This window comes from Pigmentiphaga litoralis (assembly GCF_013408655.1).
Classification (GTDB): Bacteria; Pseudomonadota; Gammaproteobacteria; order Burkholderiales; family Burkholderiaceae_B; genus Pigmentiphaga; species Pigmentiphaga litoralis_A.
This window is the reverse complement of the sequence record NZ_JACCBP010000001.1, coordinates 2,288,773-2,305,188: the sequence shown is the minus strand read 5'-3', so window position 1 is coordinate 2,305,188 and position 16,416 is coordinate 2,288,773. Positions and strand designations below refer to the sequence as shown.

General features: G+C 63.8%; 13 protein-coding genes. 5 read left to right on the top strand and 8 right to left on the bottom strand.

The annotated features are described in order from the left end of the window. Nucleotides 1-143: 143 nt before the first annotated feature. Both HD883_RS10290 and HD883_RS10285 read right to left on the bottom strand, forming a co-directional pair. Nucleotides 144-2,129, bottom strand: coding sequence for a sensor histidine kinase (locus tag HD883_RS10290; RefSeq protein WP_179585838.1), 1,986 nt, complete (start codon nucleotides 2,127-2,129; stop codon nucleotides 144-146). After that, nucleotides 2,126-3,700: a BCCT family transporter gene (locus HD883_RS10285; protein WP_373563341.1), complete on the bottom strand. Its 1,575-nt coding sequence runs from the start codon at nucleotides 3,698-3,700 to the stop codon at nucleotides 2,126-2,128. The genes HD883_RS10290 and HD883_RS10285 overlap by 4 nt, the downstream gene beginning before the upstream one ends. Nucleotides 3,701-4,001: 301 nt before the next feature. Here HD883_RS10285 and HD883_RS10280 point away from each other — a divergent pair, with 301 nt between their 5' ends. The 4 genes from HD883_RS10280 to HD883_RS10265 all read left to right on the top strand — a co-directional run bounded on the left by HD883_RS10280 (nucleotide 4,002) and on the right by HD883_RS10265 (nucleotide 7,806). Beyond that, the gene (locus tag HD883_RS10280; RefSeq protein WP_179585842.1) at nucleotides 4,002-5,018 is read left to right on the top strand and encodes a ketopantoate reductase family protein; all 1,017 of its coding nucleotides are present in this window, start codon (nucleotides 4,002-4,004) and stop codon (nucleotides 5,016-5,018) included. 177 nt (nucleotides 5,019-5,195) lie between these two features. Beyond that, on the top strand, nucleotides 5,196-6,065 hold the full coding sequence (locus tag HD883_RS10275) for a fumarate hydratase (RefSeq protein ID WP_179585844.1): 870 nt from the start codon (nucleotides 5,196-5,198) through the stop codon (nucleotides 6,063-6,065). A 10-nt stretch (nucleotides 6,066-6,075) separates the two neighbouring features. Beyond that, complete coding sequence (locus HD883_RS10270; RefSeq protein ID WP_179585846.1) at nucleotides 6,076-6,711, top strand: fumarate hydratase C-terminal domain-containing protein; 636 nt, start codon at nucleotides 6,076-6,078, stop codon at nucleotides 6,709-6,711. Nucleotides 6,712-6,741: 30 nt separating this feature from the next. Further along, complete coding sequence (locus HD883_RS10265) at nucleotides 6,742-7,806, top strand: Bug family tripartite tricarboxylate transporter substrate binding protein (protein ID WP_179585848.1); 1,065 nt, start codon at nucleotides 6,742-6,744, stop codon at nucleotides 7,804-7,806. A 178-nt stretch (nucleotides 7,807-7,984) separates the two neighbouring features. On the opposite strand, the gene glgX is transcribed toward HD883_RS10265, so the two are convergent. From glgX to metC, 6 genes are all read right to left on the bottom strand, one after another. After that, a complete protein-coding gene (gene glgX / locus HD883_RS10260) occupies nucleotides 7,985-10,177 on the bottom strand; it encodes a glycogen debranching protein GlgX (protein ID WP_179585850.1) in 2,193 nt (730 codons plus the stop codon). A gap of 233 nt (nucleotides 10,178-10,410) precedes the next feature. Next, nucleotides 10,411-11,688, bottom strand: a complete 1,278-nt coding sequence (locus HD883_RS10255; protein WP_179585852.1) for a D-amino acid dehydrogenase — start codon at nucleotides 11,686-11,688, stop codon at nucleotides 10,411-10,413. A 10-nt stretch (nucleotides 11,689-11,698) separates the two neighbouring features. Next, entirely contained in the window at nucleotides 11,699-12,694 is a 996-nt protein-coding gene (locus HD883_RS10250; RefSeq protein ID WP_179585854.1) for a Bug family tripartite tricarboxylate transporter substrate binding protein, read from the bottom strand. A gap of 57 nt (nucleotides 12,695-12,751) precedes the next feature. Continuing rightward, on the bottom strand, nucleotides 12,752-13,531 hold the full coding sequence (locus HD883_RS10245; protein WP_179585856.1) for an SDR family oxidoreductase: 780 nt from the start codon (nucleotides 13,529-13,531) through the stop codon (nucleotides 12,752-12,754). 19 nt (nucleotides 13,532-13,550) lie between these two features. Then, complete coding sequence (locus HD883_RS10240; protein ID WP_179585858.1) at nucleotides 13,551-14,486, bottom strand: 4-hydroxy-tetrahydrodipicolinate synthase family protein; 936 nt, start codon at nucleotides 14,484-14,486, stop codon at nucleotides 13,551-13,553. Nucleotides 14,487-14,584: 98 nt separating this feature from the next. Continuing rightward, on the bottom strand, nucleotides 14,585-15,772 hold the full coding sequence (gene metC, locus HD883_RS10235) for a cystathionine beta-lyase (protein WP_179585860.1): 1,188 nt from the start codon (nucleotides 15,770-15,772) through the stop codon (nucleotides 14,585-14,587). A gap of 157 nt (nucleotides 15,773-15,929) precedes the next feature. On the opposite strand from metC, the gene HD883_RS10230 reads away from it, so the two are divergent. Further along, complete coding sequence (locus tag HD883_RS10230) at nucleotides 15,930-16,388, top strand: Lrp/AsnC family transcriptional regulator (RefSeq protein ID WP_179585862.1); 459 nt, start codon at nucleotides 15,930-15,932, stop codon at nucleotides 16,386-16,388. Nucleotides 16,389-16,416: the final 28 nt, after the last annotated feature.

Sequence of the window (16,416 nt, the reverse complement as noted above, 5' to 3'; positions counted from 1 at the left end):
TCTTGCGTCATCAACCCGGTGCGGAGAATTGTTGTGTGTGCACCGAGGTGCGTACCGCCCGGGTAGCCGAGGTATAGCACCAACCGCCGCCGCACGCCCGTGGAGATTGCTCAACCATGGGCATGCTCAATCTTGCCGACCGCTCAATGTTGAGTGCGTGCGGCCGGCGGTTCGCGGCGGATTTCGCGCGGCAGCGTGAAGCGGACGGTGGCGCCCTGGCCAGGTTCGCCATAGGCGCTGATCTTGCCGCCGTGCCGTTCGATGATGCGGCGGCAATGCGCCAGGCCCACGCCGGTGCCTTCAAAGTCGCGATTCGAATGCAGGCGCGTGAACATCTGGAACAGCTTGTCGACGTTGTTCATGTCGAACCCTGCGCCGTTGTCGCGCACGCAGACGGCAGTCATGTGCTCGAATTCTTCGGACCAGATTTCGATGATGCTCATGGGCTTGTGGCGCGTGAACTTGAGCGCGTTGCCGATCAGGTTGACCATGACCATGCGGATCAGTTGCGGGTCGGCATACACCCGCGGCAGCGCTTCGATTCGCCACACCAGATTGCGCGAATGCAGGTCGGCCGACAGTTCGGACCGGATCTCTTCCACCATCACGCCCAGCGGCCAGACGGATTGCACGATGCCGGCGCGGCCCAGCCGCGACAGTTCCAGCAGCGCGTCAATCGTGCGGTTCATGCGTTCGGCCGTGGCGTGCAGCGCGGTCAGCATCGGCTTGACGTTGCCGTCGGGCTGTTCAAGCTTGCGCAGCATGATGTCGGCCGCCGACATGACCTGTCGTGCCGGCGCGCGCAAGTCATGGCTGACCGACGTGGTGAAGGCTTCGAGTTCGGCCGTGCGTTCGGCCACGCGCAGCTCCAGCGTCTCATTCAGTTGCCGGACTTTTTCTTCGGTCAGGCGGCGTTCGGTCACATCGACACAGAACAGTTCGACCAGTTGCTTGCCGTCGCGCGTTACGCTGATGGCGGCCAGTTCCACATCGCGTACCTGCGAATTCAGGGCCACCAGGCGGTGGTGCCGGAACTCGGCAAAGCCCGGGGCGTCGGCCAGCATCGCGATGCGATCCCGCACGGCCGCGCGGTCGGCTTCGATGATGAATTCCGAGAACGGCCGGCCAACGGCGCGGCCCGACCATTCGGCAGATAGCATCATCAGGGCCGCCGGATTGGCGTACGAGATCAGGCCATCCACCTGCGTCAGGATCGCGATCGGCGCATGGTCCACCACCGCGCTGTACATGGTTTCGCGTTCGGCCAGCGCGCGTTCCATCCGCAGGCTTTCGGTGCGGTCCAGCATCAGCACCAGCGAGTCGAAGCGGCCGTCTTCGCCGGGCGTCGTGGGCGCGACGAACACGTCGAATTCCCGCGTCGCGCCATCGGGCAGATTGAAGCTGAAGCTGTAGGTGCCGGGCTTGCCGCGCGCAGCGGTCGCAAAGTGCGGCGCGGCGAGCATCGACGCGCGGCGGGGCCACAGGTCGGTCATGGGCTGGGCCAGGCATTCGGGCAGCGTCTTGCCCAGCAAGGACAGATAGGGATCGTTGGCGTAACGCAAAATCGCGTCGGCGTCATACAGGGCGACGGCCACCGGCAGCCCGCCAAACATCAGATGCAGTTCCTGCGCCTGGTCCAGCATGATGCGCCGGTCCCGTTCCTTCTCGGCGTTGGACAGCGCGGCCGCAATGCGCCGTTCGATGGTCTGTTGCACGCTCAAATGCAGCAGCACCACGGCCAGCAGCGCCGTGATCGAAAACGTCATGCCCAGCGGCGGTTCGCGGATCGCCCACAAGGTCGGCAGCGGGTTCACCACGGCCCGCCAGATCTCGATGAAAAACGCGGTCAGGACCGCCACCAGGCAGACCGGGACCGACTCGCGCAGCCGGAACATCAGGCCGGCCACGATCAGCACGGCCAGCCAGGGCAGGGCCACGTAGGCATGCAGGCCGCCGCTGGTCAGAGAGGCAAGCACCGACAACACAGTCACGCCATAGACCAGCGTGCGCGCCGCCAGCCGCGCGCGCCGGCGGGCCAGCAACACGCCCGCCACTGCGGCGACGGCGATGGCGCCAATGGCCAGCAGGGCCGGCGCCAGGACCCAACTGCCAGGAAGGAGGGGGCTCATCGTGGGTCGTCAGGCGCCTTGCCCGCACGGGCTCGAAGGTGTTGTTTCACGATGTCCCGCACTTCCTGCGAATGCAGGGCGCGGTGCAGCGCTTCTTCGGTCTCGTCGATCTCGGCCTGGTCCTGCGATATGGCGCGCAACACGGACGAGACCACGATGACAAGCACGACGGTAAAGGGCAGCGCCATCAGGATGGTCATGGCCTGCACGGCTTCCAGCCCGCCGGCCAGCAGCAACGCGATCGCGATCAGCGCGATCAGGATGCCCCAGACCAGCTTGAGCCGGGCCGAAGGATCCCCCTTGCCCCCATTGCTGATCACGCCCATCACGAACACGCCGGAGTCGCCCGACGTGACAAAGAACACCACGACCAGCAATGTGGCGACGCCCGACAGCAGTGCCTTCATGGGCAGGTAATCGAACAGCATGAACAATGCCGACGACGGTTCCTTGAGCGCGGCCTGCCCGATGCCGGCGTTCTGGAAAATGTCGAAGTGCAGGGCGCTGCCGCCAAAGATGGCGAACCACACGAAACACGTCAGGGCCGGCACGAACATGGCGCCGATCAGGAATTCGCGAATGGTGCGGCCGCGCGAAATGCGGGCAATGAAAAGGCCCACGTAGGGCGCCCACGCAATCCACCACGCCCAGTAGAAGATGGTCCAGTCCGCGAACCAGCCGCCGCCCGTGAACGGCGTCAGGCGCAGGCTCATGCGGACGAATTCGCTGATGTAGCCGCCAAGCGAGGTGGTGAGCGTATCCAGGATCGCGGCCGTCGGCCCGACGATGAATACGACCGCGGCCAGCGCAAGGGCGATGACCAGATTGATGTTGGACAGCAGCTTGACGCCGCGATCCAGGCCGGACAGCGCCGAAGCCAGGAAAGCGATCGTGGCGCAGACAATGATGATGATCTGCGAGGTCGGCCCGACCGGGATGCCGAACAGCTGCGCCAGGCCGCTGTTGATCTGCATGGCGCCGAACCCCAGGCTGGTCGCAATGCCAAAGGCCGTGGCCACCAGCGCCAGGATGTCGACGATCACGATCCACTTGCCGCGCCACCGCTCGGGCAGTCCGCCCAGGGTGGAACTGATGGTCATGGGCGCCTGCCGGCGGAACTGGAAGAACGCGACGGCCAGGCCGAAGGTGCAGTAGATCGCCCAGGGGTGCAGGCCCCAATGGAAGAAGGTATAGCGCATGGACGCGTTGGCCGCGGCCGCTGTGACGGGTTCCACGCCGGGCGGAGGCTGCAGGTAGTGCGAGACGGGTTCGGCCACGCCCCAGAACATGAGGCCGATGCCCATGCCGGCGGCAAACAGCATCGAGAACCAGGACTTGCGGTCGTACGCGGGCCTTTCGTCGTCGCCGCCCAGGCGGATGTTGCCGTACCGGGAAAAGACCAGGAAGAAGCAGACGAGGACTAACGCAAAGACGACCCATAGATAGAACCAGCCGAAGCTGCGGGTGCTGAATGCAAGCATGGCGTCCATCGCGCCGCTCATCGACGCGGGGCTGGCAAGCGCCCAGATGACGAACAGGCCGACCAAGGCCAGGGAACTCCATAGGGCCACAGTGACTCTCCTGCAGGGGACGGGGGGCGACCGCGGCGTGCGCCGGGGACTCCGTCGGCAGACCGGCTTCGGGGCCGATCCAGGGTGAGGCGTCTGGCGCGAAACGATTCTTGGATCGTGGAATGCGGGGATTTTACTCGCAACTGTTGCGTTGACTTGGGGGCTGTTCGCTGGGGTTGCTTCGAGTTGTTTTCTTGAGTGGTGGGTCTCGGGAATGAAACGCTGGCGATCTGATTGGGGTGGGGTGGGGACCCTCGCGTAAGATCGGGCGCATCTCAATCGGAATACGCAGGGGACACGCATGGCGCTCGAGCAAACATCCTTCAAAGCAGGCGCGGTAAAGATAGCGGTTGTCGGGGCGGGGGCGATTGGGGGGTTGTTTGCGGCGCGGTTGGCGGGGGCGGGGCATCAGGTGAGCGTGCTGGCCCGGGGGGCGTTGACGGGGATCTTGCGGCAGCATGGGATCCGGTTGACGTCGGGGGGCGTGGAGACGGCGTACCCGGTGCGGGCGTCGGATAGCGCGGCGGACCTTGGAGTCCAGGACATTGTCATCATCACCGTCAAGGCGCCCGCGCTGGGCGCGGTGGCGGCGTCGATGGCGCCGATGATCGGGCCAGACACGATCGTCATTCCTGCGCTCAATGGCATTCCGTGGTGGTTTTTCCTGAACGAGGGTGTGCCGTTGTCCGGCACGCGGCTGAAGCGGGTCGATCCGGACGGCAGCATCGAGGCGGGCATCCCCTTGCCGCATGTCATTGGCGCCGTCGTCATTGTCTCCAGTTCCACGTCGGCCCCAGGGCAGGTGGTGCATGCGTCGGGCAACAAGGTGGTGTTTGGCGAGCCGTCTGGCCAGCCGAGTGAACGGGCGGATCGGGTGGCGGCGATGTTTGCGGACGCGGGGTTCGTGGCCACCGCCAGTCCGGATATCCGTCGGGACATCTGGGCCAAGCTGCTCGGTAACGCCTGCTTCAATCCGGTCAGTCTGCTCACGCAGTCGCCAACGGACCTGATGCTGGCCGATCCTGGGCTGGAACAGTTGTTCGTCGGCATGATGCATGAATTGCTGGGCTTGAGCCGGGCGCTGGGGATCGGCCTGGACATCGCGCCGGAACAGCGCATCGGCGAGACGCGCAAGCTGGGGCATATCAAGACGTCGATGCTGCAGGACCTGGAGGCTGGCCGCAGCGTCGAACTGGACAGCATCGTCGGGGCGGCGATCGAAGCGGCGGATGCGGCCGGGGTGGAAGTTCCGCTGCTGCGAACGGTGTTCAGCATGGCGGTGCAACGGGCGCGGATGGCGGGAATCTACGAGGCGTAATCCCAAGGAAGCACGTTCCGGTGCCCGAACAACAGGGGCATCCGGGGCCTTCGTTTCACGCAGTGAAACTGCCGTGAGTCCCTATGGCGCGGCCACCGCGCTTGGCGCATTCTTCGGCCAGCACGTTCCTTACCCCTTAAAACAGGAGACGCCGCAGTCTTCTGCGGCGGGTGGCCCATGGCGATTTCCAGTGAACTGATCCGGTCAGTCACGTCCTCTCTGTACGAGTGGTCGTTGAAGAAAGTCCCGGACGATACCCAGCTTGAACTGGCGCGCGCCAGCGAGCGTGAACGCACCGATGTCGCGAAGAACACCTTCCGCATCATGCTGCAGAGCGCCGATGCCGCCGAGCGCGAAGATCATCTGGTGTGTTCCGATGTCGGTGTGCCGACCTACTCGATCAAGGTCGGCACGCAGGTGTCATTTTCCGGCAGTGTGCGTCAGGCCATCGTCGATGGCTTTGCCGACCTGGCCGCCCGCATCGATCCGCCCATCCTGCAGATGGTCACTCATCCGCTGACCTTGCAACGCAGCTACGTCGGCAAGAACATGCCCCTGGTGGCATTCGATATGGTTGACGATGTCGACTATATCGAGATCATCTGCGCGCCTAAGGCACTGGGCACCGGGCGATGGGAATCGATCGAGACCTTTGTCTATCCGTCGCTCGCCGTGATTGAACGGTATGTGCTGGACTCGGTGCTCAAGGCCGGCTCGCAACCCTGTCCGCCCATCGTGGTGGGCGTGGGCATCGGCGGGACCTTTGACACGGCTGCCAGGATGGCCAAGGAATGCGTGCTGCGTCCCTTTGGCCACGACAATCCCGAACCCATTCTTGCCGATATGGAGCAGCGCCTGCTCAAGGCCATCAACGCCACGGGCTTTGGTCCGATGGGCACGGGCGGCGACACCACGGCCATGGCCGTGCACATCGATTACTCGTCGGGACATGGCTTCACGCCGGTCGCCGTGGCCTTCAATTGCTGGATCAACCGCCGCACCCGCGCGCGGATCTATAACGATGGCCGCGTGGTCAGGATCGAGTAGGAGCACCGTCATGAGCACCACCCATCGTCTGACCTTGCCCGTGACCGCCGAAGCTATCGCAGCGGTGCGCGCGGGCGATCTGGTCTACCTCGATGGCGACATCGTCGTCACCATCGGCCTGCCCACCCATCAGCGCATGATCGACTGCGCGGCGCGGGGCGAGGCCTTGCCCGTGGATCTGCAGGGCGGCGCCTTCCTGCATCTGAGCTCGTACAACCGCGAGGCGGATACGCCGTCGGGCCACGAAGCGCTGTACATGAACCCGACCACCAGCACCCGCTACACCGCCTTCATGCCGACGCTGATCCGATCCTATGGACTGCGGGTGATCGGCGGGAAGGGCGGGCTGGATGCCGAAAGCGTCAAGGCCATGCAGGAAGTCGGCTGCATCTACCTGTCGTTCCTGGGCGGTGGCGCAACCTTGCTGGCCCGAGCGATCAAGGAAGTCGTGGCCGTGGATTGGGAGGAATACATTTCGCAATTTCGCCTGGTGACCCTGCGCGTGGAAGGCCTGGGGCCCGCCACGGTCGGGATCGATGCGCACGGCAACAGCCTGTACGACAGCCTGCGGCAGACGGCCACGGATCGGCTGCCTGCCATCCTTGAAGAACTGGACCGGACACGGGCGCCGCTGCCCGGCCACTGAAAAAAAATCATGATAAGAACGGAGACAACCATGACCCACGCATACCACGGCGTGCCTGCCCGCGCGATCCCGCGCCGCCCGATCCCGACGCCGCGCGGCTGTGCCACGACGTCAGCACTGACGTCGGCACTAAGCCTGGCACTGACGGCCCTGGTGGCAACGATGGCGCCTGGCGCTGCCATGGCTGCCGATGCCGCCAGCTATCCCACCAAACCCATCCGCCTGGTCGTGCCGTTCCCGGCCGGCGGCAGCACGGATGCCGTCGCGCGGCTGATCGGCGAGAAGCTGAGCCAGAGCATGGGCCAACAAGTTGTGGTCGACAACCGTCCGGGCGCGGCGGGCAACATCGGCACCGACCAGGTCGCCAAGGCGGCGCCCGATGGCTATACCCTGGCGCTGACGACCTCGGGCCCGCTGGCGAACAACAAGTATCTGTACAAGCAGATGCCGTTCGATGCCGACAAGGACCTCGCGCCTGTCGTGCTGGTAGGGGAGATCCCGCTGGTGATCGTGTCCACCGACAAGACGCCGGCGGCCTCGCTCAAGGAATTCATGGCGCTGGCCAAGTCCGCGCCGGGCAAGTATTCGGTGGGCAACCCGGGCAAGGGCACGATCGGGCACCTGGCGTTTGAACTCTGGCGCCACAACGCCAAGGTGGACCTGCTGGGCGTGCCCTACAAAGGCGACACGCCCGCCATGGCGGACCTGATGGGCGGGTCCATCCACGCGATCATCGCGCCGATCACGGCCTTCATTCCGCAGATCCAGGGCGGCAAGATGCGCGGCCTGGCGGTCACGTCGGCCAAGCGGTTTGCCGGCCTGCCCGACATCCCGACGGCGCGCGAGCAGGGCGTGGATATCGACGCGTCGGTATGGTTCGCGGTGGCTGGCCCGGCCGGCATGCCCAGGCCGGTTGTTGACAAACTCAACAAAGAAATCAATGCGATCCTGAGCTCGCCGGAAGCGCGGGCCAAGCTGGAACAATACGGCGCGATCGTCGGCGGCGGGTCACCGGACAAGCTCGGCTCGCTGATGCGAGACGAGTCGGCAAAGTGGAAGCAGGTGGTCGAGACGGCTAACATCGCGCTGGATTGATCACTGGCGCGGCGCGGCACACAGGGCGCACAGGGCATACAGGGCACACGCGCACGACATGCTCGCGCTCGCTGCGACCCACACGAACGCACAAAAAAATGCCCCGCGGACTGTCGCAGTCCGCGGGGCATTCTTCATTTCAGCCTTTACACCCGTCCTGCGACGGGCATCACTGCACTTACAGCGCGACGGCCGGCGACGTATCCGTCATGCGGGTTTCGATCTTCTCGAACACCTTGCCGGTGGCGCCCTTGGCTTCCAGCGCAAACACCAGCATCGAGTTGCCCGTCACCTGATATTCATCGCCCGAGTTGAAGACCGGCAGGTCTTCGCGCACCGGCATATTGGTGTCGAGGATGCAGGTCCACTGGTCGGGGCCGGGAATGTTCGGCAGGGTGAAGTTGACCGTGTCGTGATAGGCGTTGAACACCATCAACAGCGTCGCATCCGATGCCGGACGCTTGATGCCGGTGGCCTGCGCGCGGCCATCGATCACCATGCCGAAGCAGCGCATCGACGCATCGGCCCACTGTTCGCTGGTCAGCTCGGTAGCCGACGGCGACAGCCACTTCACGTCCGTCACATCCAGTTCTTCGTTGTATTCGCCAATGAAGAAGCGGCTACGACGCAGCACCGGCAATTGGCGGCGCAGGAACAACAGCTTGCGGGTGAACTCGTGCAGGGCATGACCTTCTTCGGTAATGCCGTCCCAGTCCAGCCAGCTGATCTCATTGTCCTGACAATAGGCGTTGTTGTTGCCCTGCTGGGTACGACCGATCTCGTCACCGGCCAGCAGCATCGGCGTGCCTTGCGACAGCAGCAGCGTGGCCAGCATGTTGCGCTTCTGGCGCTCGCGCAGGTTGATGATTTCCGGATCGTCGGTCGGGCCTTCCACGCCGCAATTCCACGACTTGTTGTCGGAATGGCCGTCGCGGTTGTCTTCGCCGTTGGCATCGTTGTGCTTCTCGTTGTAAGACACCAGGTCGTTCAAGGTGAAGCCATCATGCGCGGTGATGAAATTGACGCTGGCCCACGGCTTGCGGCCGCGGCGGTTGAACTTGTCGCCCGATGCCGTAATGCGCGTGGCAAAGTCGGCCGCCGTGCCTTCATCGCCTTTCCAGAAGCTGCGCACGGTGTCGCGATAGCGGTCGTTCCATTCGGCCCAGCCCGGCGGAAAGCCGCCCACCTGGTAGCCGCCCGGGCCGCAGTCCCACGGCTCGGCAATCAGCTTCACGCTGGACAGGATAGGATCCTGGCGGCAGCTGTCGAGGAAACCGCCGCCTTCGTCAAAGCCGTGGTCTTCGCGGCCCAGGATCGTGGCCAGGTCGAAGCGGTAGCCGTCGACCTTCATTTCGGTCACCCAGTAACGCAGGCTGTCCGTCACCATCTGCAGCGTGCGCGGATGGCTCAGGTTCAGCGTGTTGCCGGTGCCGGTGTCGTTGATGTAGTAGCGCTTTTCTTCGGGCATCAGGCGGTAGTACGACGCGTTGTCGATGCCCTTGAACGACAGGGTCGGCCCCATCTCGTTGCCTTCGGCGGTGTGGTTGTAGACCACGTCAAGGATCACTTCCAGACGCGCTTCATGCAGGCGGTCAACCATGTCCTTGAATTCCTGCACGGCTTCGCCCGAGAAGTAACGGGGATCCGGTGCAAAGAAGCCCAGGGTGTTGTAGCCCCAGTAATTCTTCATGCCCTTTTCGAGCAGGTAGCTGTCGTTCACGAAGGTGTGAATGGGCAGCAGTTCGACCGACGTGACACCCAGCGTGCGGATGTAGTCGACGACTTCCTGCTGCTTCAGGCCGGCAAAGGTGCCGCGCAGTGCGTCAGGCACGTTGGGATGGCGCTTGGTAAAGCCGGCCACATGGGTTTCGTAGAACACGGTGCGGTCCCACGGCACGATCAGGCCGGTCGGGCGTTCGGCCGGGCTGGTGGAATTGACCACCACGCATTTCGGCACGAACTTGGCGCTGTCGCGGTCATCGAACGTCAGGTCGCCATCTTCGTGGCCCATCTGGTAGCCGAACACTTCCGGCGCCCAGGTCAGCTCGCCGATATGCGCTTTGGCATAGGGGTCGAGCAACAGCTTGTTCGGGTTGAAGCGGTGGCCTTCCAGCGGCAGGTAGGGACCATACACGCGGTAGCCATACACGGTGCCCGGGGGCAGCTCGTGCAGGTAGCCGTGCCACACTTCATCGGTGTATTCAGGGAGTTCGATTCGTTCGAGTTCGGTCTCGCCCTTGGCGTCGAACAGGCAGAGTTCCACCCGTTCCGCATGGGCAGAGAAGAGCGCGAAGTTGGTACCTTTACCGTCCCAGGTCGCGCCCAGGGGGTTCGGTGTACCTTCGGAAAGTCGGTAGCGGCCAGATTGCATGTTCGTCTCTTCGGTCAGCAGGGTGTTCAGTGAGAAACGAGCATGAAGCAAAGGAAATGCCGCAACGGTTTCCGCTGGCGTAAAAGGTGTAAGTCATTGATGTGCGCCTGTCAGGTTTACCGGGACGTTGCACGCTTTACACGATCGCACGGTTGCGACTGCCCTGGCACGCATGTGCACTGCAACATCTCGTCAACCCTGTGACGGGATATTGCAGAGTGCAACCATCGGACTCAGGCGCGAAAGCGTTCGGCGGTCAGTCCGTCCAGGTCGATCTCGGGCGTTCGCCCGTGCACGATGTCGGCCACGATCTTGCCGGTGCCGCACGACTGCGTCCAGCCATTGGACCCGTGCCCGCTGTTCAGGAACAGGTTGGGATACTGCGTGCGGCCCAGAATGGGCGGGCCGTCGGGCGTCATGGGGCGCAGCCCCGCCCAGAATTCGACCTTGCCAAAATCCAGGCCGGTCGGGATCAATTCCTTCACGACCCGTTCGATCAGCGCCTGGCGGTTCGCGTCCAGTTCAAGGCCGTACCCCGTCAGCTCGGCCATGCCTGCCGCGCGGATGCGGTTGCCCAGGCGCGACATCATGATCTTGTTGTGTTCGTCCATGATGGCGACGCGGGGCACGGCGGTGGCCGCACCGTCGTCCTGACCTTCGATCACCGGCACCGTGATCGAATACCCCTTGAGCGGGTACACCGGCAAACGGATACCCAGCGGCGATACCAGGAAGGGCGCATGGCTGCCCAGCGCGACCACGTAGCTGTCGGCCTGCATCGCGCCGCGATCCGTCAGCACCGATTCGACCTGACCGCCGGCGGTGCGGATCAGCTGCACCTGGGTGTCGTACTGGAAGGTCACACCCCGGGCGGCCAGGAAGGCAGCCAGTTCATTGACGAACTTGTAGCTGTCGCCCGATGCGTCCGCGGGCATATGCAGCGCGCCCGCCACGGCGACCGTGGAATGCGCCATGGCCGGTTCGACGGCGGCGAGTTCCTGCGGGCCCAGCAGCTTCCAGGGCACGCCGAATTCATCAAGCGCCTTGGCCGACAGCCGCCCGATTTCCAGTTCGGCGTCGGTGCGGAAGATCTGCAGCGTGCCGCCGTCATGAAAGTCGAAGTCGGTCAGTGGTGCTTCGGCCGCGATGCCCTTCAGGCAGCGCAGGCTGTAGTGCGCCACCCGCTGCATGCGCAGCTTGTTGACGCGGAAATGGTCGGGGGTGCATTGCTGCATCCACCGGATGATCCACTGGATCTTGCGGGGGTCGAGCCCCAATGAAAACCGGATTGGCGAATCCGGCTGCATCGACATCTTGAGCACCTTGGCCACCATGCCCGGCGCGGCCCAGGGGCCGGCAAAGCTGGGGCACAGGCCGCCGGCATTGCCGTAACTCGTTTCCCGGCCAGGCCCGGCCTGCCGATCGACGACCACCACGTCGTGGCCATCGCGCCAAAGAAAATAGGCGGTTGCGATGCCGACCACGCCGGCACCCAGCACGAGAACTTTCATGGATCTGGACTCAATCCACCGTGATGTTGGCTTTTTCGATCACGACCTTGTAGCGGGCGGTCTCGGCATCGATGAACTTGGCGAAGTTGGCCGAGTTCTTGTAGGCCGATTCAAAGCCGAAGGTTTCCAGCTTGGACTTCATGTCGGGCTGGGCCATGATGCGCGACGACGCTTCGTCCAGCTGCTTGACGATGGCGGGAGGCACATTGGCAGGCGCCCACAGGCCGTACCAGGAATACAGCTCGAAGTCCTTCATGCCCGATTCACGCAGGGTGGGCACATCGGGCAGCAGGGGGCTGCGCTGCGCGCCGGTCACGGCCAGCGCCTTGAGCTTGCCGGCCTTGACGAAGGGCAGGGACGACAGCATCGGGTCCATCATGGCCTGCACCTGGCCGCCGACCAGATCCTGCAAAGCCGGAGCTGCGCCCTTGTACAGCACGATCGGGATCTGGCCCAGATCGTTTTCATACAGGAACTGCGCCGCGCCCAGGTGGCCGGCCGAACCGAAGCCGCTGGTGGCGAAGCTGTAGCGGTTGGGGCTGGCCTTGAACTTGGCGACCAGGTCCGACACCGAGGTCGCGCCGACCGACGGCGGCACGCTGAAGATCAGCGCGCCTTGCGTCAGCATGCTGACGGCCGTGAAGTCCTTGACCGCATCGAACTTGATGCTTTTCTTGTACAGCAGGGGATTGATCGAATGGATCGAGGCGTTCACATACAGCGTGTAGCCGTCGGCTTCCGAGCGCGCGACATGCTGCGCGCCGATCATGCCGGACGCACCGGCCCGGTTTTCGACGATGACCGACTGCTTCAACTCGTCTTTCAGCTTCTCGGCAAAAATGCGCGCGACGCTGTCGACCGCGCCGCCTGGCGCATGCGGCACGACGATCGTGACCGGACGGGTAGGGTAGGACTGGGCCGTGGCAAGACCGGCGTGGGCGAGCGCAGCCGCGCCCGCCAGGACAACAGTGTGGCGCACGAACGTGCGGCGATTTGAGCGCGTCATTGCAAGTTTCCCCAACGAGTTGATAGTGTGATTGTTTGCGCCTCCCCTCCCTGCTTGCTAGAACGTACCGGGGTATCCTCCGCCGTCGATCAGCAGGCTCTGCCCGGTCATGTAGCCGGCATGCGCCGAACACACGAACGCGCAGAGCGCACCCAGTTCTTCGGCGCGGCCATAGCGGCCTGCCGGATTGTTGCTGCCACGCTCTTCCCACAACTGGTCAAAGGTCTTGCCGGTCGTGTCGAGCATGCCGTTGATGTGGCGGCGCTGTGCATCGGTCGCAAAGACGCCTGGAAGCAGATTGTTGATGGTGACGTTGTGGCGCACCGTCTGCCGCGCCAGTCCGGCGACGAAGCCGACCAGGCCGGACCGTGCGCCGTTGGACAGCCCCAGCTCGATCTGTGGCGTCTTGACGCTGCGCGACACGATGTTCACGATACGGCCGAACTTGCGTTCGATCATGCCGTCCACCGTGCGCCGGATCATCTCGATCGGGCCCAGCATCATCGAATCCAGGGCGGCGTGCCAGTCGTCGATGGTCCAGGTGCGGAAGTCGCCGGGCTCGGGGCCGTCGGCGTTGTTCACCAGGATGTCCGGCGCCGGACAGGCCGCCAGCGCGGCATCGCGGCCCGCTTCGGTCGTGATGTCGGCGATCACCCAGCGAACGGGCGTGCCCGTCTGCGTGGTAATCTCGGACGCCGCGGCTTCCAGCGTGGCCTGGGTGCGCGCCGCGATCACGACGTGCACGCCTTCACTGGACAGCTGCTGCGCTACCGCGCGGCCCATGCCCCTGCTGCCCCCGAAAACCAGGGCGGTCTTGCCGTTGATGCCGAGATCCATGAAAGGTGTCCGCCCGCGATCAGATCGACTTCAGCTCGGGCGAGCTCCAGCCATATTGCTTGTCGAGCTCGAGTTCCTTGACGATGCGCAGACCCTTCTTCAGGCCTTCGGGCGCCATGGCCTTGAGCGGCTTGCGCAGCTCGCCGGCAGGCAGGCCCACGGCTTTCATCAGCGACTTGATCGCGACCGGGTTGATCGCCGAATACGAGTAATGCAGCATCGGCAGCAAACCCAGGTACGAGTCGCGGAAGCTGGTCGACACGTCAGGCGTGTGCCAGGGCTTCGAGATCGTGGCCAGTTCGGCCGGAGCAATGTTGCCGGTCATGTTGGCGGTGCCGTGGCCGCCCAGGCTCATGGTCGGGACGACCAGACCCAGGTTGGGCGAATCGCAGCACATCACGGACACGTCCGGACGCGCGGCCAGCACCTGGGCGACCTGGCCCACGCGGGTGGTCGATTCCTTGTGCACCACGTAGTTGGGGTGCTTGAAGATGCGCAGCAGGTTGTCCCAGTGCAGATCGCTTTTGACGCGCGGCGGGTTGTTGTAGATGCCCAGCGGCAGGTCGGTCGCATCGGCCACTTCCATGAAGTAGTCTTCGATCGCGTCTTCCGGTGCGCAGATGTAGGCGGGCGCGGCCAGGATCGCGCCGTCGGCGCCATTGGCGTGCGCAAAGCGCAGGTAGTCGATGGTGGTGTCGGTGTTGTTGCCCGTGCAGCCGTAGAAGAACTTCATCTTGCCGGTCTTCATCTTGGCGGTTTCGGCAATGATCTGGTGACGCTCGGCCTGCGACAGCATCGAGACTTCACCGGTCGAACCCATCATCAGCACGGCCGACGTGCCCTGCGATTCCTGCCACTGCAACAGCGTGCGGAACCCTTCGAAGTCGACGCTGCCATCCTGGTTGAATGGCGTGATCAGCGCGACGAAAGAACCTTCGATCTTCATCTTGGACATTGCAATTCCTACTGTTCGTGTTACCCGACATGATAACGCCGGGCGGGACGGTTTCAGGGCAGGCGCCGCGGCGCCGTGGTTATAAGCAAATTCAGGCGTCAGGCCGCTTTGGCCTGGGCGCGGGCCAGGGCGGCAAAGCCTTTTTCCAGATCCGCGATCAGGTCGTGCGGATCTTCCAGGCCGACATGGATACGGATGCCCTGGCCGCTGAAGTTCCAGCGCTTGGTGGTGCGGTCGCCCGGGGTGAAGGGCAGGGCCAGGCTTTCGAAGCCGCCCCACGACACGCCCAGGCCGAATAGCGCCAAGTTGTCGATGAAGGCTTCGACGGCGGCCGGCGACACCGGCTTGAGCACCATGGCGAACAGGCCGCACGCGCCGCTGAAGTCGCGCTTCCACAGCGCGTGGTCCGGATGGCTGGGCAGGGCCGGGTGCATGACGGCTTCGACTTCGGGCCGCGATTCCAGCCACTTGGCCACCAGCACGCCCGACGACCAGTGCTGGTGCAGGCGCACCGACAGGGTCCGCAGGCCGCGCAGGGCCAGATAGACGTCGTCCGGACCGGCCGTCTGGCCCAGGTCATAGGTGGTCTGCTTGATCTTGGGCCAGTACTTTTCATTGGCGGTGACCGTGCCCAGCATGGCGTCGGAATGGCCGACGATGTACTTGGTGGCCGCCTGGATGGTCACGTCCACGCCGTGTGCAAACGGCTTGTAGAACAGCGGCGTGCCCCAGGTGTTGTCCATCACCACGGCCGCGCCATGGCGGTGGGCCACTTCGGCAATCGCCGGAATGTCCTGGATCTCGAAGGTCTCGGATCCGGGAGACTCCACATAGACGACCTTGGTGTTCGGTCGCATCATCGACGCGATACCGGCGCCGCAGCAGGGGTCATAGGCTTCGACTTCAACGCCATAGCGGGCCAGCACGCGGGTCGCGAAGGTGCGGGTCGGCGAATAGGAACTGTCGGTGACCAGCACATGGTCGCCGGCCGACAGCAGGGCGGTCAGCGCCGATACCCCGGCAGCCAGGCCCGACGGGCACACCAGCGTCCGGTAACCGCCTTCCAGTTCCGCGATCGCTTCTTCCAGCGCATGGTGGGTCGGGGTACCGAAACGGCCGTAGGTGCTCACACCGGCTTCGTCGGCGGCACGGCGCTTCTTGGTCTTTTCCCAATCGGCCAGCGTGGGGAAGAGGATGGTTGACGCACGGAATACCGGGGTGTTCACCATGCCGGCAAAACGTTCCGGGTGTCGGCCGGCCGCGATCAATTGGGTTGTCTCTTTCATTCGGAACCTGTGGTGTAAGGGATGCTTGGGTGGTTGCCACCTCGTAACGAAAGTGTAATTTCCGGACGCTGGAAAATTATTTCCTTATTGATCGGTAATCTTTAGAATATTAGGAAAATATTTATCAATGAAACATTAAGATGGTGGAAAAATCTCTATGGATAAAAAAGACAGCAATATTCTTTCTATCCTGCAAGAAGATGCGACGCTGTCGGTGAACGAGATCGCCGAACGGGTCAGTCTCTCGCCCACCGCCTGCTGGAAGCGCATCCAGCGGCTGACGCAAGATGGCATCATCCGCAAGCAGGTGTGCCTGCTGGATAGCAAGAAGCTGGGGGCGGGCGTGACGGTATTCGTCGCCATCAAGACCAACCGGCACGACATGCAGTGGCTGCAGCAATTCGCGGCGGGCGTGCGGGACATGCCCGAAGTGGTCGAGTTCTACCGCATGAGCGGCGAAACCGATTACCTGCTCAAGGTCGTGGCGCCCGACATCCAGGGCTTTGATGTCGTCTACAAACGGCTGATCCAGATCGTCGAGCTGTTCGACGTCAGTTCCAGCTTTGCCATGGAAGAACTGAAATACACCACCGCACTGCCGCTCGATTACCTCTGATTCACCTACCCGCCTCGAGTCACGCCTC